A 16,465-nucleotide genomic window follows, 5' to 3' on the forward strand; every position below is an offset into this window, starting at 1 on the left:
GTTCCGTCCCTTCGGCTGGGGAAGGGCCCCGTCGGGGCCCTCACCGGTGAACGCGGCGGGCCGCGCTGACCATGGCGGCGAGCGAGGCACGCACGAGGTTCGCGTCGATGCCCACGCCCCACACCGTGCGCCCGTCCGCCTCGCACTCCACATACGCGGCGGCGCGCGCGTCACCGCCGGCCGCCAGCGCGTGCTCGGAGTAGTCCAGGACCCGCAGCGGCAGCCCGGCCCCGGCCAGTGCGCGGGCGAAGGCGTCGACCGGACCGGTGCCCGTGCCCGTCAACTCCCGTACGGCACCCGCGAGCCGCACCCGGACGGTGAGCGTCACCCGGCCGTCCGGCTCGCTGAGCAGATGGTGGGCGAGCAGTTCGAGGCCCGACGCGCCCCGGTCGGCGCCCGGCAGATACTCGGCGGTGAAGGCCGCCCAGATCTCGGCCGCGGTGACCTCGCCGCCCGCCACCTCGGTGTGCGACTGGATCACCCGGGAGAACTCGATCTGCAACCGCCGCGGCAGTTTCAGCCGGTGCTCGGTGCGCAGCACATGCGCCACACCGCCCTTGCCGGACTGGCTGTTGACCCGGATGACCGCCTCGTAGCTGCGGCCCACGTCCCGCGGGTCGATCGGCAGATACGGCACCGCCCACGGCAGCCGGTCCACCGGCGTGCCGGTCCCGGCGGCCGTGCGCTCCATCGCCGCGAATCCCTTGGCGATGGCGTCCTGGTGCGAGCCGGAGAACGACGTGTAGACGAGGTCGCCCGCGTACGGGTGGCGCGCCGGCACCGGCAGCTGGGTGCACTCCTCGGCGATGCGGCGGATCTCGTCGATACGGGAGAAGTCGATACGCGGGTCGATGCCGTGGCTGAAGAGATTCAGACCGAGCGTCACCAGGTCGACGTTGCCGGTGCGTTCGCCCTGCCCGAACAGACAGCCCTCCACCCGGTCCGCGCCGGCCAGCACCGCGAGCTCCGCCGCGGCGACCGCGGTGCCCCGGTCGTTGTGCGGGTGCACCGACAGGCACACCCACTCGCGCCGGGACAGGCTTCGGCTCATCCACTCGACCTGGTCGGCGTAGACGTTGGGGGTGGCGCGCTCGACGGTCGCGGGCAGGTTGAGGATGATCTCCCGGCCTGGGCCCGGCTGCCAGACCTCCATCACCGCCTCGCATACCGCGAGCGCGAAGTCGGGTTCGGTGTCGGTGAACAGCTCCGGCGAGTACTCGAAGCCCAGCTCGGTCTCCGGGCCCAGGATCTTGTCCGCGTACGCCATCACCTGCCGGGTGCCCTCCACGGCGATCGCGGCGCAGCCGGCCCGATCGGTACCGAAGACGACCTGTCGGAACAGCGGGGAGGTCGCGTTGTAGAGGTGCACGGTCGCCCGGTGCGCGCCGGCCACCGACTCCAGCGTGCGCGCGATCAGTTCGTCGCGGGCCTGGGTCAGGACGGACACGGTCACGTCCTCGGGTATCGCGTCGTTCTCGACGAGGGACCGGACGAAATCGAAGTCGGCGCGGCTGGCGGCCGGGAAGCCGACCTCGATCTCCTTGTAGCCCATCGCCACGAGCAGGTCGAACATCCGGCGCTTGCGGGTCGGGCCCATCGGGTCGATCAGCGCCTGATTGCCGTCGCGCAGGTCCGTGGAAAGCCAGCGCGGCGCGGCCAGGGCCGTCCGCGACGGCCAGGTGCGGTCCGGCAGCTCCATCGTGGCGGGCGGCCGGTAGCGGTGGGCCGGCAGGGGACCGGGCCGCTGTCGGTCGGTCATGTCAGTGCTCCTTCGGGGTCACACGGCCACCCAGGCCACCGCGATCGCGTTCAGGGCCAGTCCCAGCAGCGCCATCACCGTCCGCAGGTGGTGCCAGCCGCGCCACAGCGGCCGGGGGTCCTGCCAGCCCGCCGGGATGGTGCCGGCGTCGACGAGGGCGACCTGGCGGTTGATGGGGACGTTGCATGCGCGGGAGACGACGGAGACCCCGAGCAGCAGCACCGCGGACAGCGTGAACAGCACCCGGATCCAGGCCCGGTCCACCAGCACGGCCAGCACCAGGTCCCCGAGGATCGAACTGATCACGATGATCGGCATCATCGGGTCGTAGTTGCGGCCGAGAAGTTTGTGCACCTCCACATAGCGGTCGACGGGCAGGTCCATGGCCATCGGGATGACACTGACGGCCACGGCGAAGAAGACCCCGGAGACGATGCCGCTGCCCAACAGCACCAGCACGCTCAGTCCATGGGTGAAGAAGGTGCTCAACGCGTTCGCCTCCTGTGTCTTTCGCCCCCTTGGTGCGGCAAGTGCCAGCCACCCTGGCAACGCCCGCTGGTGGGTCTCTAGGACCCGCCTGAACGCCGCGTGTGCCCCGTCGCCGGGCCACGTCCGCGTTCCCCGGCCGTACCTGCGCTTCCTTCAGTCGTGCTCGATGTCCCGTAGAGCCGCTGCGGAGACCATCGCCGCACCGGCCCGCGTCCGCGGGCGCACCGGACCGCGGCAGCCCCTGGCCGGGGCCGCACCGGGCGGGGCCGATGTTCCCGAGGGAGAGGAAAGAGCGTGTTGCGAGCCAGTTGCCGCCAGGAGCCACGCTTCGGCCGCATCATCGGGGTCGGGGGCTACCGACCGCAGCGGGTCGTGGACAACGGTGAGATCTGCCGGTCCATCGACTCCAGCGAGGAGTGGATCGAGACCAGGTCGGGGATACGGCGCCGCCACTTCGCCACGCGCGAGGAGACGCACGCCGTGATGGGCGCGGCGGCGGCCGAGAAGGCCATCGCCGCGGCCGGCCTCGACCCGCTGGACATCGGCTGCGTCATCGTGGCCACCACGACCAACCTGGTCTCGCTGCCCGCCGTCGCGGTGGACGTCGCCCACCGGGTGGGCGCGCGCAGGGCGGGGGCGTTCGATCTGAACGCCGCCTGCGCCGGCTTCTGCTACGGGGTGGGCACCGCCTCGGCGATGATCCGCAGTGGGGAGGCGGACCACGTCCTCGTGGTCGGAGCCGAGCGGCTGACCGATCTGGTGGACCCGACGGACCGGCAGATCGCCTTCCTGCTCGCCGACGGCGCCGGCGCCGCCGTGATCGGGCCGTCCGAGGAGCCCGGGATCGGCCCGGTGGTCTGGGGAGCGGACGGCGACCAGCTGGAGGCCGTGGTCATGACCCGCTCCTGGGGCGACTACCGGCACGACGCGGCCGGCCCGCCGCCGGTGATGAGGATGGACGGGCGGCGGGTCTTCCGCTGGGCGGTGGACGCGATGGCCCAGACCGCCCGCGAGGCGATGAGTGCGGCCGGCGTGACCGTCGACGACCTCGCCGCGTTCATCCCGCACCAGGCCAACATGCGCATCACCGAGGTCCTCGCCAAGGAACTGGGGCTGCCCGCCCATGTCGTGGTGGCCGACGACATCGTCACCACCGGCAACACCAGTTCGGCGTCCATCCCGCTGGCCATGGAGCACATGCTCACCGGCGGCCAGGCCGCGAGCGGGGACCTCGCGCTGCTCATCGGCTTCGGCGCGGGCCTCACCTACGCGGCCCAAGTGGTGCGGCTGCCATGAGCGCACGCCCGCAGAAGACCCCCACCGCCGCCACCACCGACGCCGGGATCCCCGTGGACGCCGTCTACACACCCGAGCGGCATCCGGTGCGCACGCCGGAACCCCCGGGCGAGCCGCCGTTCACCCGGGGGGTACGCCCGCTGATGTACCGCGAACGGCCCTGGGCCGTGCGCCAGCTGGCCGGGTTCGGCACCCCGGAGGACACCAACCGACGGCTGCGCCTGCTCCTGGAGCACGGGGCCACGGCCGTCAACACCGTCTTCGACTTCCCCACCAACCGTGGCTACGACAGCGACGCGCCGCTGGCCCGCGCGGACGCGGGCCAGGGCGGGGTCGCCGTCGACAGCGTGGAGGACATGGTCGCGCTGTACGCCGGGATACCGCTGGACGAGGTGAGCGTCTCGATCGTGGTCTCCCACCCGGTCGCCGCCGGAGTAGTGCTCGCCATGTACCTGGTGGCCGCCGAACGCCGCGGCTACCGGCCGAAGGACCTCGCCGGCACCCTCCAGAACGACTTCATGATGGAGACGGTGGTCCTGACCGCGCCGAGCGTGCTGGAGCCCGCCTTCGCCTTCCGGCTGTCCACCGATGTCGTCGAGTACTGCCTGGAGCACGTGCCCCGCTGGAACGCGATCAGCTACACCGGCTACAACTACCGCGAGGCCGGCGCCGATGCCGTGCAGGAGGCCGCGCTGGTGGTGGCGCACGCGGTCGCCACCGCGGAGGAGATGGTCCGCCGCGGCCACCCCGTGGACGCCTTCGCGAGCCGTCTGACCGCGTTCTTCAGCGCGGACAACGATTTCTTCGAGGAGATCGCCAAGTACCGCGCGGCGCGGCGCGTCTACGCCCGGGTGTTCGCCGAGCGCCTCGGCGCCCGGGAGCCGCGCAGCCGCATGCTGCGCTACCACGTGCAGACCGCCGGGTCCGCGCTCACCGCGCAGCAGCCCCTCAACAACGTGACCCGGGCCGCGTACCACGCGCTCGCGGCCGTGCTCGGCGGTGCCCAGTCACTGCACGTCAGCGCGTACGACGAGGCCCTGTCCATTCCGTCCGAGAACGCGGCGCTGACCGCCCTGCACACCCAGCACATCCTGCGCCACGAGACCGGTGTCGACCGCACGGCCGACCCGCTGGCGGGCAGCCACTACGTGGAGAGCCTGACCGAGGCGATCGAGCAGCGGGTGTACGAACTGCTCGCGCGGATCGACGCCTTGGGCGGTCTGGTGGCCGCCGTGGAGCAGGGCTGGGTGCACAAGCACCTGCTCGCCAACGCCTACGAGCGCCAGCTCGCGATCGACGACGGCACCCGCACGGTGGTCGGGGTCAACCGTTTCCGCTCGGACGAGCCGCTGCACATCGACCCGTTCCGCGTGCCCGCGACCCTGGAGCCCCAGCAGGACAAGCTGCGGCGGCTGCGGGCCGGCCGGGACGGGGCGTGGGTCCGGGCGGCGCTGGACGCCCTGCGGGACACGGTGGTCTCCGACCGCAACACCATGCCGCCCCTGCTGGAGGCCGTTCGGGCCGGGGCGACGCTCGGGGAGTGCTCGGAGGTCTTCCGCGACCTCCACGGCGGCTGGCGGCAGCCGCTCATCTGACCGCGCCGGGCGGCGGCCGCAACCGCCGCCCGGAGTCCTCCCACCACCGTTGCGCAGCGACTGAAGGAGAGCAAAGTGAGTCAAGTGGACCGCATACGCGTCGTGATGGCCAAGCCCGGCCTCGACTCCCACTACCGCGGGACCATGGTCGTCAGCCGGTATCTGGTGCAGCAGGGCATGGAGGTCGTCTACGTCGGCAACCAGACGGCCGACCAGATCGTACGGACCGTACTGGCCGAGGACGCGGACGTGCTGGGGCTGTCCAGCCTCTCGGGCAACCATCTGGCGACCGTGCCGCCGATTCTGGCCGGACTGCGATCCTCCGGCCTGGGCGACGTCCTGGTGCTCCTTGGCGGAATTGTGCCGTCCGCTGATGCGGAGGTGTTGCGCGCGGCCGGTGTGCACGAGATCTTCGGACCCGGAAGTGAGCTGGTCACGATCGCGCGGACGATCAGGGAACGGGTCGCGCGGCGCGCGGCTCCGGTGGCTCCGGCGGTTACCGAAGGTATCGCGATGGCCTGAGATGGCCTTTAGAACGCTTCCAGACAGCGGTGTTTCGATCGAGCTGCCTGGCCGGTCCGGACCGGCCGGACGCCGGGATCGACGTGTACACCGACAGGAGGCACGGGCCAGATGAAGGACCTCGGGGGACGAGCGAAGCGTGGCACCGGCGCGGTGGAGCCCTCGGGCGCCGCCGAGCCACGGCTGTTCATCTGGTCGGCGCCCGACGAGAGAGGAGAAACGGTCCTCCGGGAAGAGCTCGGGACCTGGCTCCAGAAGACGGCGCCCGAGAAGTTCGGCGACACCGCGGACGCGACGGTCCGCCGCTTCGGCGGAGCCCGTACCTCGCACCACGCCGTGCGCGGCGCGGTGGTGGCGCGGGACGCCGGAAGCGCGGTCGCTCTGCTGCGCTCCGCCCGCACGGCGGTCCGCGCCCGCGGGGCCTCCGTGCCGCGCCCGGTGGCCCTCCTCTTCCCGGGCCACGGTTCCCAGCGGCCGCGCATGGGCGCCGGGTTGTACCGCCGGGACCCCGCCTTCACCGCGGCGATGGACGAGTTCTTCGCCGGGTACGAGGCCGCCGGGGGCAAGCCGCTGACGGAGGAGTGGCTCGCCGAGGAACCGAGCGCCTCCATCGACGCGGGTGAACTCGGCCAGCCCCTGCTGTACGCGGTCGGGCTCGCGCTGGCCCGGATGGTGGAGAGCTGGGGGCCGAGGCCGACGGCCGTCCTCGGGCACAGCGTCGGCGAACTGGTGGCGGCGACCGTCTCCGGTGTGCTCCGCCCGGCCGACGGGGCGCGGCTGATGGCCGCGCGGTCCCACACCTACGCGCCCGTTCCGGCGGGCGGTCTGCTCGCCGTCGCCGCCTCCGTCGAGGAACTCGCCCCCTACGCGGTCGACGGGGTGAGCGTGGCGGTGGTCAACGGGCCCCGGCAGACGGTGCTGGGCGCACCCGAGAGCCAACTGGCCGAAGTGGAACGCAGGCTGCGCGCGGACGGCTTCCTCGCGCGGCGCGCCCGCATTCCCCAGCCCTTCCACACGCCGCACGCCCTGGTCGCGGCCGAGCTGTTCGAACCGGCCTTCGCGGAGGTCCGGTTGACGCCGCCCGTCGTTCCGCTGTACTCGTCGGCCACCGGGGCCCGGGTGAGCGAGGAGGAGGCGGCCCGGCCGCGGTTCTGGGCGCGCCAGATGTCCGATCCGGTGCTCTTCGGGCCGGCGCTCGACACTTTGCTCGCCGACGATGACCTGCTGCTGGTCGAGGCGGGTCCCGGCCGGGCCCTGACGACCCTGGCCCTGCGTCATCCCGCGGTCGCTCAGGGCCGCAGCGACGCGGTGGCCCTGTTGCCGGCGAAGGCGGACGCGGCCGGAAGCGCGGACCGCGAGGAGGCGCTCTGGGCCGCGGCGCGGCTGTGGACCGAGGGACACTCCCTCGACTGGAACGCGGTTAATGCCATGGCAAAATCCCGACGTCCCGTTTGAAAGACTTCCTCCCTTTACTTGTGCCCTCTTGAGCCGTTGTTTTCCGTACGGATAGCCTGCGGAGTCAAATCACCCGTAGTTACTCGACGGTAGCGCTCATCTGTGCCGCCTTTTTCGTCAGGAAATATGGTTCAACGTTCATGAACCCCGTTACCGCTGCTGTGAACACGGCGCACTCTGCGGAAGTCGAGTGCGGCTGAGTGTCGGGAATGGATCATCCAATCCGGTTGGGGGAAACATGGAGTTCGCGGTGTTGGGTACGTTGATGGCCAGAGAAGGGGACCTTGACTGCACGCCCAGCGCACCCAAACTGCGCAGGGTGCTGGCGACTCTGCTGCTGCGCGCCAACAAGCTGGTCCTCACGGAGACCTTGGCCGAGGAGCTGTGGCAGCACAACCCTCCGCCCACCGCGATGGCTACCCTCCAGACGTACGTCTATCAGTTGCGCAAATCCCTGGGTGCCGACGGTCGCGATCGGGAAGGAATGATTCGTACCCGAACCGACCCCTCCGGTTATGTACTGAACGTCGACCCCCAAAAAGTCGACCTGGTCCGCTTCCGCAGCCTGCTCGGTGAAGGCAGGCGCGCCCTGGAAGAGCACCGTCCGGAAAGGGCTTCCGATCTTCTCCACCGGGCTCTGTCCCTGTGGCAGGGGCCGGTTTTCGGGGGCGTGCGCAGCGGTCCGGTGCTCGAAGGCCACGCCGCCTACCTGGAGGAGGAGCGAATGAACGCCCTGGAGCTGCGCATCGACGCCGACCTGCGGATCGGCCGGCACCGGGAACTCGTCTCCGAGCTGAAATCGCTCACCGTCACTCATCCGCTCCACGAGTGGTTCCAGAGCCGACTAATGATCGCTCTGCACCTGTCGTCCCGGCGGGGCGAGGCCCTCGAGACCTTCCACCGCTACCGTCACGTCCTCCAGGAGGAGCTGGGCCTTGAACCCAACCACGAGATACAGCAGGTGCAGAGGGACATACTGAACTGCGAGCCGACGAGCTGGTACGGGATAGACCGCGTGTACCCCTCCGTACGCTGACTCGCAGCACACCCGCTCATCCACGGTCCGCCGCAGCACGGCAACGTCCCCACGCCGCTCGTGCCTCGCACGACACAGACCACCACAGACGCGAAGGCCCGCCGCCGCCGAGGCGCGGGCCTTCTGGCGTCCACGGCACCTGGTCAGAACCGTTCCACCAGGCGCTCCCAAGCCCGGCGCTCGGCCTCGGTCAGCAGGGTGTCGGGCGGCGCTGCCCACGTCGGTGCGGGTGCCGGACGGGGCGGAGTGCGGCCGTCGCGGCGCCGGCGGGCACCCTTGCCGATCAGAGCCGCGAGATGCGCCGGCGGCACCGCGCCGTGGTACGCCCCGAGCATGATCAACCCGTCGACGGCGGTCCGCCACACGCTCCGCAGGGCGCGCAGCAGCCGGAGTGTGCCGGGGGTCGGCGGCATGGCAGGTCCTCCGATGGGCGTGCGGAAACCGGGGCGGAGTGATGGCTCATCACCTCCGCCCCGGAAGGGGGGAGTTCTCAGTAGGACGCGCGGACCGCGTACATGTCCCAGGGTCGGCGGGTACGGTCCTGGTAGGGCCGCAGACCCGCCGTCTGGCCCTTGTGCTCGGGCCCCTCGTCCCAGGCGTGGAAGGCCTCGAAGCTCTCCCACTCGCTCATCACCGCGAACGCGTCGTCCTCGATCAGCGAGTGCAGCAGCTCGTTGCCGAGCAGCCCCGGCGTGTCCGCGAGCGTCCTGCTGATCTCGTGGTATGCCCGCTCGATGACCTCCGGTCCCTCGGCGGGTGCCCGGCAGAACAGCAGGATGCGGATCCGGTCGCTCACCCGGCCACCGCCCGCGGCTTGTCCAGCGCGTGGACCACCGTCATGGTCCACATGGCACCGCCCGAACGGTACGGGTGCAGCTTGGTGCGGTGCTCCAGGTGCTGGTCGCTCTGCTCGAACTCGCGGAAGCTCGGCTCGTCCACCCACTCGCTCAGAATGTAGTAGACGTGCTCGTCCTCGTCGCTCCTCATCAGCCACTGGCCCAGATTGGCGGGGTGCCCGGTGACCCCGGTCCCCACCTCCAGCCAGGTGCGCTCGAAATCCTCCTCCATGCCGGGCTTGATCTCGGCCCGCAGCAGGACGCGGAAGCTGCCGGACGCCATGGTCAGATCCCCCCGTCGACGTGGAGCGTCTCGCCGGTGACGTACGCCGACAGATCGCTCGCCAGGAACAGCACGGCCCCGGCGACCTCGTCGGGACGGCCGAGCCGGCCCATGCCGGTCAGGCCCCGGTAGCGGGTCTGGACGCGCTCCAGCTCCTCCGGGGAGGCCTTCTCGAACTCCTCGGTCTCGATGACGCCGGGCGCCACGAGGTTGACCCGGATGCCCTTCGGGCCCAGCTCCTTCATCAGCGAGCGGGTCAGCCCGATCAGACCCGCCTTGGAGGCCGTGTAGTGGGCGCGCAGCGGGATGCCGACTACCGCGGCACGCGAACCGACGGTGATGATCGAGGAGCCCTCCCTCAGCAGCGGCAGCGCCTTCTGGATGACCAGGAAGGGCCCGGTCAGATTGGTGTCGATCACCCGCTGCCACTCGTCCAGCGGCAGCTCGGCGAACGGCACATGGCTGATCACACCGGCGTTGTTGACCAGCACGTCCAGGGCGCCGAGGCGTGCCTCCGTCTCGTCGACGAGCCGCGCCACGGCCTCCGGGTCGCTGATGTCGGCCTTGAGGACATGGTGGTCCCCGCCGATGGCCGCGAGTTCCTTGACCAGGCCCTCGACCGCCTCGCCGTCGCTGCGATAGCAGGTGACGACCTTGGCGCCGGCCCGGGCGAGCGCCAGGACGATGCCGCGGCCGATCCCGCGGGTGCCGCCGGTGACGAGCACCCTCTTTCCGGTCAGATCGACGTCCATGGTGATGCCTTTCTCGTGATGGTCGGTACGGGTCGGTGCGGGGTCGTCGGACGCCGTACGGCGCCCGGTCACGGGACGGGACGGCACTCCAGGACCGTCCACCGGCCCTGGACGGGCTCGTTGACCAGCTCGAAACCGGAGGCGGCGAGCAGCTCCCGCCATTCGGGCAGGGTCCGCTCGCGCCCGCCGAAGCGGAGCATCATGTCGAGGTCGAGGAACTTCCCCTGGTCCCACTGGTTCGGCGGCGCCAGCACATGGTCGAGGACGATCAGCCGTGCCTCCGGCCGTTCGCCGATCGCGGCACGGACGCCCCGCAGGATGCGTACGGCGTCCTCGGCGCCCCAGTCGTGCAGGACCTGCTTGAGCAGATACGCGTCGCAGCTGGCCGGGAGCGGCCCGAAGAAGTCCCCGGCCACCACCTCGACCCGGTCGGCGACCCCCGCCTCGGCGAGGTGCTCGTGCGCCCCGGCGACCACGGAGGGCTGGTCGAACAGCAGACCGCGGGCCCCCGGCACGTTCTGAAGGACGGCACCGAGGAAAAACCCGCGACCGCCCCCGATGTCCGCGATGCTGGCGAAGCGCGTGAAGTCGTACTGCGACAGGAACAGATGCGTGGTCGAGCGGCTCATCTGGGTCATCGCCCGGTCGAACAGGCCGCCCGCCTCGGGGTGCCCGGCGAGGTACTCGAAGAAGCCCTGCCCGAAGACGTGCTCGAACGACGGCTCCCCGGTGCGGACCGTGTGCAGGATGTCGCCGTACGGCAGGCGCACCGACTCGGCGCTGTTGTAGAGCACCAGGTCCCGCACGCTGAACGGGATGTCGCTGCGCAGGCCGACCGTGAGGTCCGTCTCGGCGAAGCGGCGGCCGGGCTCCTCGGAGACCACCCCGAACGCCGAGGCACAGCGCAGCACCCGGTAAAGGGAGTCGGCATGGGTGCCGGTCTTCTCGGCGAGCCGCTCCACCTCCAGCGGCCCGTCGGCCAGATGGTCGGCGATACGCAGTTCCGCCAGCACATACAGCACCTCGGAGACCCGCCGCCCATTGGTCAGCAGGACGAGCCGTACCGGTGCGGGCAGCGTCTCCGGGTCGGGAGGGCCGCCGGTCATGGGTGCCACGCTCATGGTCGATCAGCCCTTTCGGAAAGGCCGTTGGCGGACCCCGGGAGGTCCTTCGAGGAAGGAATCAGAGGAGGGTGCCGGTGACGGCGACCAGGACCGCGAGGGAGCACACCACCAGTGCGGTCCGCACCCGGTTCCAGTTGCTCCATCGCACCCGCGGGTCGAGCTGCTCCCAGTTCGCGGGCAGCCGGCCGGGATCGACCGTGGCGATCCACCGGTTGATCGGCACGTTCTTCGTCAGTGAGACGACGATCGCGCCGACCAGCAGAAGCGCCGACACCGTGAACAGGGCGCTCGCGCGCGCCGTCGGCGCGACGAAGGCCAGCACCACGTCGCACAGCAGCGCGGTGAGCATGCACGCCGGCATGAACGGATCGAACCGGGTCACCATGAACTGGTGCGTGGGCACATACCGTTCCGTCGGCAGGGACAGCAGCAGCGGCGCCCCGCCAAGCACCGCGATCATCAGACCGCCCGCCGCGAGGCCGTTGCCCATCAGCGCGAAGGGGAGCAGCACGCGTACGACGTCCACGGTCAGTCCCGGCGCCAGGTGTAGAACGGCTGCGCCATCGCGTCCTTGGGCTCCGCCCAGGCGGGGTCGTAGGGGCGCATGTACTGGGCCAGCTTCTCGTGGATGTCCTGGTAGAGCGGGTGACTGCGGGCCTTGTACAGGTCCGGCTGGATGTCCTGGTCCGACTCCACGAGGTGGAAGTACAGATCGTGGAACCGGAACAGAGTGCGCCGCTTGGCGCCGATGAGGTGCGGCAGATCCGACGCGTCCGACTCGGCGAATATCTTCGCCACCGCGGGGGCGTCGGCCGGGTCCATACGAGCGACGATGAGCGTCCGGTCGGTGTGTTCCATGGGCGATCTCCCTTTCCAGGCCCGCGGCGTCGGGCGGCTACCGGTCCTCGGGGCGCCGTGGCGCGCGGGCCGTACGGTCAAGGCGCGAGGCCCGGCTGCGGTCGGGCGCCATCGTGGCAACGGGAAGTCCAAGGGTTCTCAAGAGCGTCTGAAGCGACTTTGCCCTTCAGCCGTTTCCGATCGGGCGTGGACCGGGTGACTGCACGATCCGTCACAGACAAGCCCACCGGCGGACAGGGAGCGTCATGGCTTTCATCGCGATCAGCTACAAGGTCCGGACGGGCCACGAGGAGGAGATCGCCGACATCTTCTCCGAGCGGAACTTCAAGCGGGTCGACTCCGCCCAGTACCGCGACGACCAGGGCCGGGCGGCCGGCCGGAACGTCTCCACCGGGCTGTTCATCCGGGGTGAGTTCATGACCCGCGTGGTGCAGTTCGAGGGTGACCTGCGGCAGATCGGCCCGCACATGGGCGCCCAGGAGGGCGTGAAGGAGGCGGAGCGCCGGCTCTCGCCCTACCTCCAGGTGCCGCGCGACACACAGACCGTGGAAGGCTTCCGTGAGTACTTCCAGAACGCCCTGATGCAGTGCGTCTTCCAGGAGTCCCGCGCCGAGCGCTCGGCACAGCTGGCCGCCTGGACCTACCGGGTCACCCCCGGGCACGACGACGCACTCGGCGAGGTCTTCGAGAAGGCCCAGGGCGCGCTCTTCGACGGGCCCGCCGGCCCGCTGCTGGCCTCGGCCGCGTTCGTCAAGGACGACTATCTGGTGTGGGCCGTGCAGTACGACGGAGAACTCGACCCGGTGGTACGGCAGTTGACCGGGAGCGGTGTCGCCGCGCAGACGGAGGAGGGCCTGCTGCCGTACCTCGCCGACCGGCGGGAGGCGACGGGGCCCGAGGGGTTCGGCGCCGCAACCATGCGGCGCCTTCAGATGCTCTCCGCCGACGTCTCATAAGGACCCGCGGGCCGAGCGTCCCGACCGCCCGTCGCGCATACCCCTGCGACGGGCGGTCGGCCGTGCGCGGCCCACCGGCCGCCGGTGTCACAGAGCGAGGCGGACGCCGTACTCGGTCAGCCACAGATGCAGTTGCAGGACCATCTCGATGTTCGTGCGGGTCAGCCAGTGTGCCCCGCCCCGCGCCTCGGCGCCCGCCGCGCGGGCCGCCACCGGGTCGAGCAGCGGTGCCACCGGCGAGTCCGGATCGTCCAGCACCCGCATCAGCTCGCGGCGGAGCACATGGGTGTACGCGGGATCCTGGTTCACCGGGAACGGGCTCTTGCGACGCTCCACCACCGACCTGGGCAGCAGATAGCCCACCGCCGACCGCAGCAGGCTCTTCTCCCGCCCGCCACGGGTCTTCAGCTCCCACGGCACATTGAAGAGGTACTCCACCAGCCGGTGGTCGCAGAACGGCATCCGTACCTGGAGACCTGCCGCCCGGCTGAGGCGGTCGTCGCGGTCCAGGAGCCGCGGCAGCCAGCGCACGAGGTGCAGATGGCACACCTCCCGCAGGCGCCGGTCCCGGTCGCCCTCGCCGTCGAGCCGGGGCACTTCGGCGACGGCCTGCCGATAGCGGTCGGCCCCGTAGGCGGCCAGATCCAGCTTGCCCAGCAGCCCCCGGTCGAACAGACCGAGGCCCAGACCGTGCCGGGACGCCTCGTGGGAGCGCTCGTACGCCACCCACGGGAACTGCTCGGGGCCCGCCGCGTCCGGCTCGTACATCCCGGTGAAGCCGCCGAAGATCTCGTCGGCACCCTCGCCGGACAGCGCGACGGGCGAGTGCTCCCGGGCCGCCCGGAAGATGAGCAGTCCGGCCACGTCCATCTCCGCGAACGGGGTGGGCCGGTCCTGGGCCCGCAGCACCGCCCTGCGCAGCCGCGGTTCCAGCAGGTCCGCCGTGCCGAGCACGACATCGGTGTGGTCGGAGCCGATATGGCGGGCGACCTCGGCCGCGTACGGGGCGTCCGGGGTGGTGCGGACGTTGTCCGGGCGGAAGTTCTCCGCGTAGCCGATGAACGTCGCGGTGGCGGTGCACAGCCGGCCCCGGTCCTTCAGCGCGAGGGCGGCGAGCGCGGTGATCGCGCCTGAGTCCAGACCGCCGGAGAGCAGCGAGCACGGGAGGGTGCCGCCCTCGACGGCCCGGCCGACACTGTCGGCGAGCAGCGAGTGGACCGTGGCGACGGTGGTCTCCGGGTCGTCGGTGTGGGGACGGGCCTCGAGCGTCCAGTACTGCCGCTCGGCCACGCCGCCCTCCCCGGCGTCGAGCAGATGACCGGGCCGCACCTCGGCGATGCTGCGGAACACACTCGCGCCCGGCGTCTTGGCCTGGGTGAACAGCTCGCGCAGCCCGTCGGCGTCGAGGACCGGTTCCAGCAGGGAGCCGGCCAGCAGCGCCTTGGGCTCCGACGCGAAGTACACGGTGTCGTTCAGCCGGGCGTAGTGCAGCGGTCGTACGCCGAGCCGGTCGCGGACCAGCAGCAGCCGGCCCCGACGGGAGTCGAACACCGCGAACGCGAACGCTCCGTCGAGGTGTTCGGCACAGTCGGCGCCCCAGGCCAGATAGGCGTGCAGCGCGGCCTCCGCGTCGGTGCCGTGGCGGGCACGGTGGCCGCGGGCGGAGAGCGCGGCACGCAGCGGTGCGGTGTCATGGAGCACGCCGTCGAAGACGACGGACACGTCCTGCCCGTTTGCCGTCTGCTCCTCGGCGATGCCGCCCGGGGCGGCCGCGAGCGCCACACGCGCCTCGCGCCAGGCGTACACCTCGGCGGGGGCGTCCCGGCTCGTGGTGGCGGCCATCGCGTCCAGCACCGACCGTGTGTGTCCGGGTCCGGAGCCGAAGCCGATCCAGCCGGCGATACCGCTCATACGGAACTCCTTGTCGCGAAACGCCTGGTGGGATGCCCGGCACGGGGAGGCCCCGGCACACGGCCGGCCCTGCGACCCGAGGCGGGGCGATACCCGCACAGTGTGGATTCGGCCCCTGGGAGGAGAGTCGAGCACGTCTGAACGAGCGGGGTGCCTGTGAACGAGCCGAACAGCCTCGCCGGTGCGGAGCCGCCCGCTCTCAGACGTTCTCGATTCCTGCACCACCGGCCCCGGCCACGCTGTGGGCACATCGGTCCGTACGGAGAGGTGTCCGTCCATGGTGTCGACTTCCGCTCATGCGCCGAACCGCCCCGCGCCGCACGGCGTCCCGCACCACCGGGTCGCCGCGATCGGCGCCGGCCCGGCCAACCTGAGCCTCGCCGCCCTGGCCGAGGACGTCCTGCCCGAGGACGTGGTGCTCTTCGACCGGCGCCCGGCCCACGCCTGGCACCCCGGCCTGATGCATCCCGGGGTCCGTCTCCAGACCTCATGGATCAAGGACCTGGCCAGCCTGGTCGACCCCCGCAACCGGCTGTCGTTCCTGAACTACCTCGTCACCACCGGCCGCGTCTATGCCTTCCTGAACGCGCAGTTCGACGCCATCCCGCGCCTGGAGTACGACCGCTATCTGGCCTGGGCCGCCGAGCAGCTGACCACCATCCGCTACGGCGTGGACATCCGGGACGTCCGGTTCGCCGGGCCGGGCGAAGGGTTCGTGCTCCACGACGCCGACGGCCCGGTCGCCACGAGTGACCACCTGGTCGTCGGCACCGGCACCCGCCCCCATGTCCCCGACTGCTTCCGGGACCGCGGCATCCCCGGCGTGCTGCTCGCGGAGGAGATCGGCGAGCACTTCGAGACATGCCGCTGCGCGCCGTACGAGCCCGCGGTCGTCGTCGGCGGCGGCCAGACCGGTGCCGAGGCGGTCCTCGCGCTGCTCAGCTACGGACTGCGGGAGATCCGCTGGATCGGCCGCCGCCCCTGGTTCGCGCCGCTGGACGACTCACCGCCCGCCAACGACTTCTTCCGCCCGGCCTATCTGCGCCACTTCCAGACCCTGCCGGGCCAGGTCCGTGAGCGGTACGTCGCCGAGCAGATCCTGACCAGCGACGGCGTGTCGATGTCGACGCTGCAGGAGCTGTACCAGGCCAACTACGAGACCTGGCTGACCGAGGGCCGGGCCCCGGTGATGATGCTCCCCGGGCGGGACGTCGTCGAGGCCGGGCACCAGGACGACCTGGTGGTACTGCGCTGCCGCCGGGCGGCCGGGGGACACGAACGGCACACCGCCCGCCACGTCGTCCTCGCCACCGGACGCCGCCCCGCACCGCTGCCCCTCGCACCGGAGATCCTCGACCTGGAGCCGGGTGAGGAACCGTACGTGGAAGCCGACTACTCGCTGCGCTGGAAGCACTCCGACCGCCACAAGGTCTTCGTGCAGAACCGCGCCCAGTCGAGCCACGGAGTGGCCGACCCGAACCTCAGCCTGCTGTCGGTGCGCAGCGCGGCGATCCTCAACTCCCTGCTGGAGCGCGAGGTGTTCCCCATCCGCGACGAGCAGGTGCAGACGCTCTGGGCGTGAGGACCGCGCCC

Annotated in this window: 17 protein-coding genes; 7 read left to right on the top strand and 10 right to left on the bottom strand. The window is 71.2% G+C overall.

Annotated features, from left to right (window positions below):
• Positions 1 to 40: 40 nt before the first annotated feature.
• Both leuA and ABZ876_RS25070 read right to left on the bottom strand, forming a co-directional pair.
• Positions 41 to 1,759, bottom strand: coding sequence for a 2-isopropylmalate synthase (gene leuA / locus ABZ876_RS25065; RefSeq protein ID WP_361785280.1), 1,719 nt, complete (start codon positions 1,757 to 1,759; stop codon positions 41 to 43).
• Between the two features lie 18 nt (positions 1,760 to 1,777).
• Positions 1,778 to 2,248, bottom strand: coding sequence for a DUF1772 domain-containing protein (locus tag ABZ876_RS25070; RefSeq protein ID WP_361785283.1), 471 nt, complete (start codon positions 2,246 to 2,248; stop codon positions 1,778 to 1,780).
• Positions 2,249 to 2,542: 294 nt separating this feature from the next.
• Between ABZ876_RS25070 and ABZ876_RS25075 the strand changes: the two genes are divergently transcribed.
• The 5 genes from ABZ876_RS25075 (at position 2,543) to ABZ876_RS25095 (ending at position 8,152) form a co-directional block, all read left to right on the top strand.
• Complete coding sequence (locus ABZ876_RS25075; protein ID WP_361785286.1) at positions 2,543 to 3,544, top strand: beta-ketoacyl-ACP synthase III; 1,002 nt, start codon at positions 2,543 to 2,545, stop codon at positions 3,542 to 3,544.
• On the top strand, positions 3,541 to 5,139 hold the full coding sequence (locus ABZ876_RS25080; RefSeq protein WP_361785289.1) for a methylmalonyl-CoA mutase family protein: 1,599 nt from the start codon (positions 3,541 to 3,543) through the stop codon (positions 5,137 to 5,139). The genes ABZ876_RS25075 and ABZ876_RS25080 overlap by 4 nt, the downstream gene beginning before the upstream one ends.
• Before the next feature lie 84 nt (positions 5,140 to 5,223).
• Positions 5,224 to 5,661, top strand: a complete 438-nt coding sequence (locus ABZ876_RS25085) for a cobalamin-dependent protein (RefSeq protein WP_361785292.1) — start codon at positions 5,224 to 5,226, stop codon at positions 5,659 to 5,661.
• A 111-nt stretch (positions 5,662 to 5,772) separates the two neighbouring features.
• Entirely contained in the window at positions 5,773 to 7,116 is a 1,344-nt protein-coding gene (locus ABZ876_RS25090; protein ID WP_361785295.1) for an acyltransferase domain-containing protein, read from the top strand.
• A 265-nt stretch (positions 7,117 to 7,381) separates the two neighbouring features.
• Positions 7,382 to 8,152: an AfsR/SARP family transcriptional regulator gene (locus ABZ876_RS25095; protein WP_361785298.1), complete on the top strand. Its 771-nt coding sequence runs from the start codon at positions 7,382 to 7,384 to the stop codon at positions 8,150 to 8,152.
• Between the two features lie 143 nt (positions 8,153 to 8,295).
• Here the strand turns inward: ABZ876_RS25095 and ABZ876_RS25100 are convergent, their stop codons facing one another.
• The 7 genes from ABZ876_RS25100 to ABZ876_RS25130 form a co-directional block, all read right to left on the bottom strand.
• Positions 8,296 to 8,565: a hypothetical protein gene (locus ABZ876_RS25100; protein WP_361785301.1), complete on the bottom strand. Its 270-nt coding sequence runs from the start codon at positions 8,563 to 8,565 to the stop codon at positions 8,296 to 8,298.
• 77 nt (positions 8,566 to 8,642) lie between these two features.
• The gene (locus tag ABZ876_RS25105) at positions 8,643 to 8,948 is read right to left on the bottom strand and encodes an antibiotic biosynthesis monooxygenase (protein WP_361785304.1); all 306 of its coding nucleotides are present in this window, start codon (positions 8,946 to 8,948) and stop codon (positions 8,643 to 8,645) included.
• Positions 8,945 to 9,271 (bottom strand): antibiotic biosynthesis monooxygenase family protein, encoded by a 327-nt coding sequence (locus tag ABZ876_RS25110; protein WP_361785307.1) that lies wholly within the window; start codon positions 9,269 to 9,271, stop codon positions 8,945 to 8,947. Before ABZ876_RS25110 ends, ABZ876_RS25105 begins: the two co-directional genes overlap by 4 nt.
• A 2-nt stretch (positions 9,272 to 9,273) precedes the next feature.
• Positions 9,274 to 10,023 carry an SDR family NAD(P)-dependent oxidoreductase gene (locus ABZ876_RS25115; RefSeq protein ID WP_361785437.1) on the bottom strand — a complete coding sequence of 250 codons (750 nt, stop codon included), beginning with the start codon at positions 10,021 to 10,023 and terminating at the stop codon, positions 9,274 to 9,276.
• Positions 10,024 to 10,091: 68 nt separating this feature from the next.
• Positions 10,092 to 11,144, bottom strand: a complete 1,053-nt coding sequence (locus tag ABZ876_RS25120; RefSeq protein WP_361785310.1) for a methyltransferase — start codon at positions 11,142 to 11,144, stop codon at positions 10,092 to 10,094.
• Positions 11,145 to 11,205: 61 nt separating this feature from the next.
• The gene (locus ABZ876_RS25125) at positions 11,206 to 11,673 is read right to left on the bottom strand and encodes a DUF1772 domain-containing protein (RefSeq protein WP_361785313.1); all 468 of its coding nucleotides are present in this window, start codon (positions 11,671 to 11,673) and stop codon (positions 11,206 to 11,208) included.
• A 2-nt stretch (positions 11,674 to 11,675) separates the two neighbouring features.
• The gene (locus tag ABZ876_RS25130; RefSeq protein WP_361785316.1) at positions 11,676 to 12,005 is read right to left on the bottom strand and encodes a TcmI family type II polyketide cyclase; all 330 of its coding nucleotides are present in this window, start codon (positions 12,003 to 12,005) and stop codon (positions 11,676 to 11,678) included.
• 245 nt (positions 12,006 to 12,250) lie between these two features.
• Between ABZ876_RS25130 and ABZ876_RS25135 the strand changes: the two genes are divergently transcribed.
• Complete coding sequence (locus ABZ876_RS25135; RefSeq protein WP_361785319.1) at positions 12,251 to 12,961, top strand: SchA/CurD-like domain-containing protein; 711 nt, start codon at positions 12,251 to 12,253, stop codon at positions 12,959 to 12,961.
• Between the two features lie 87 nt (positions 12,962 to 13,048).
• Here ABZ876_RS25135 and asnB read toward each other — a convergent pair whose 3' ends face one another.
• Positions 13,049 to 14,872 carry an asparagine synthase (glutamine-hydrolyzing) gene (asnB, locus tag ABZ876_RS25140; RefSeq protein WP_361785322.1) on the bottom strand — a complete coding sequence of 608 codons (1,824 nt, stop codon included), beginning with the start codon at positions 14,870 to 14,872 and terminating at the stop codon, positions 13,049 to 13,051.
• A gap of 277 nt (positions 14,873 to 15,149) precedes the next feature.
• On the opposite strand from asnB, the gene ABZ876_RS25145 reads away from it, so the two are divergent.
• Positions 15,150 to 16,454, top strand: a complete 1,305-nt coding sequence (locus ABZ876_RS25145) for a SidA/IucD/PvdA family monooxygenase (protein WP_361785325.1) — start codon at positions 15,150 to 15,152, stop codon at positions 16,452 to 16,454.
• Positions 16,455 to 16,465: the final 11 nt, after the last annotated feature.

The sequence above is a fragment of the Streptomyces sp. NPDC046931 genome, assembly GCF_040644655.1.
Lineage (GTDB): Bacteria > Actinomycetota > Actinomycetes > Streptomycetales > Streptomycetaceae > Streptomyces.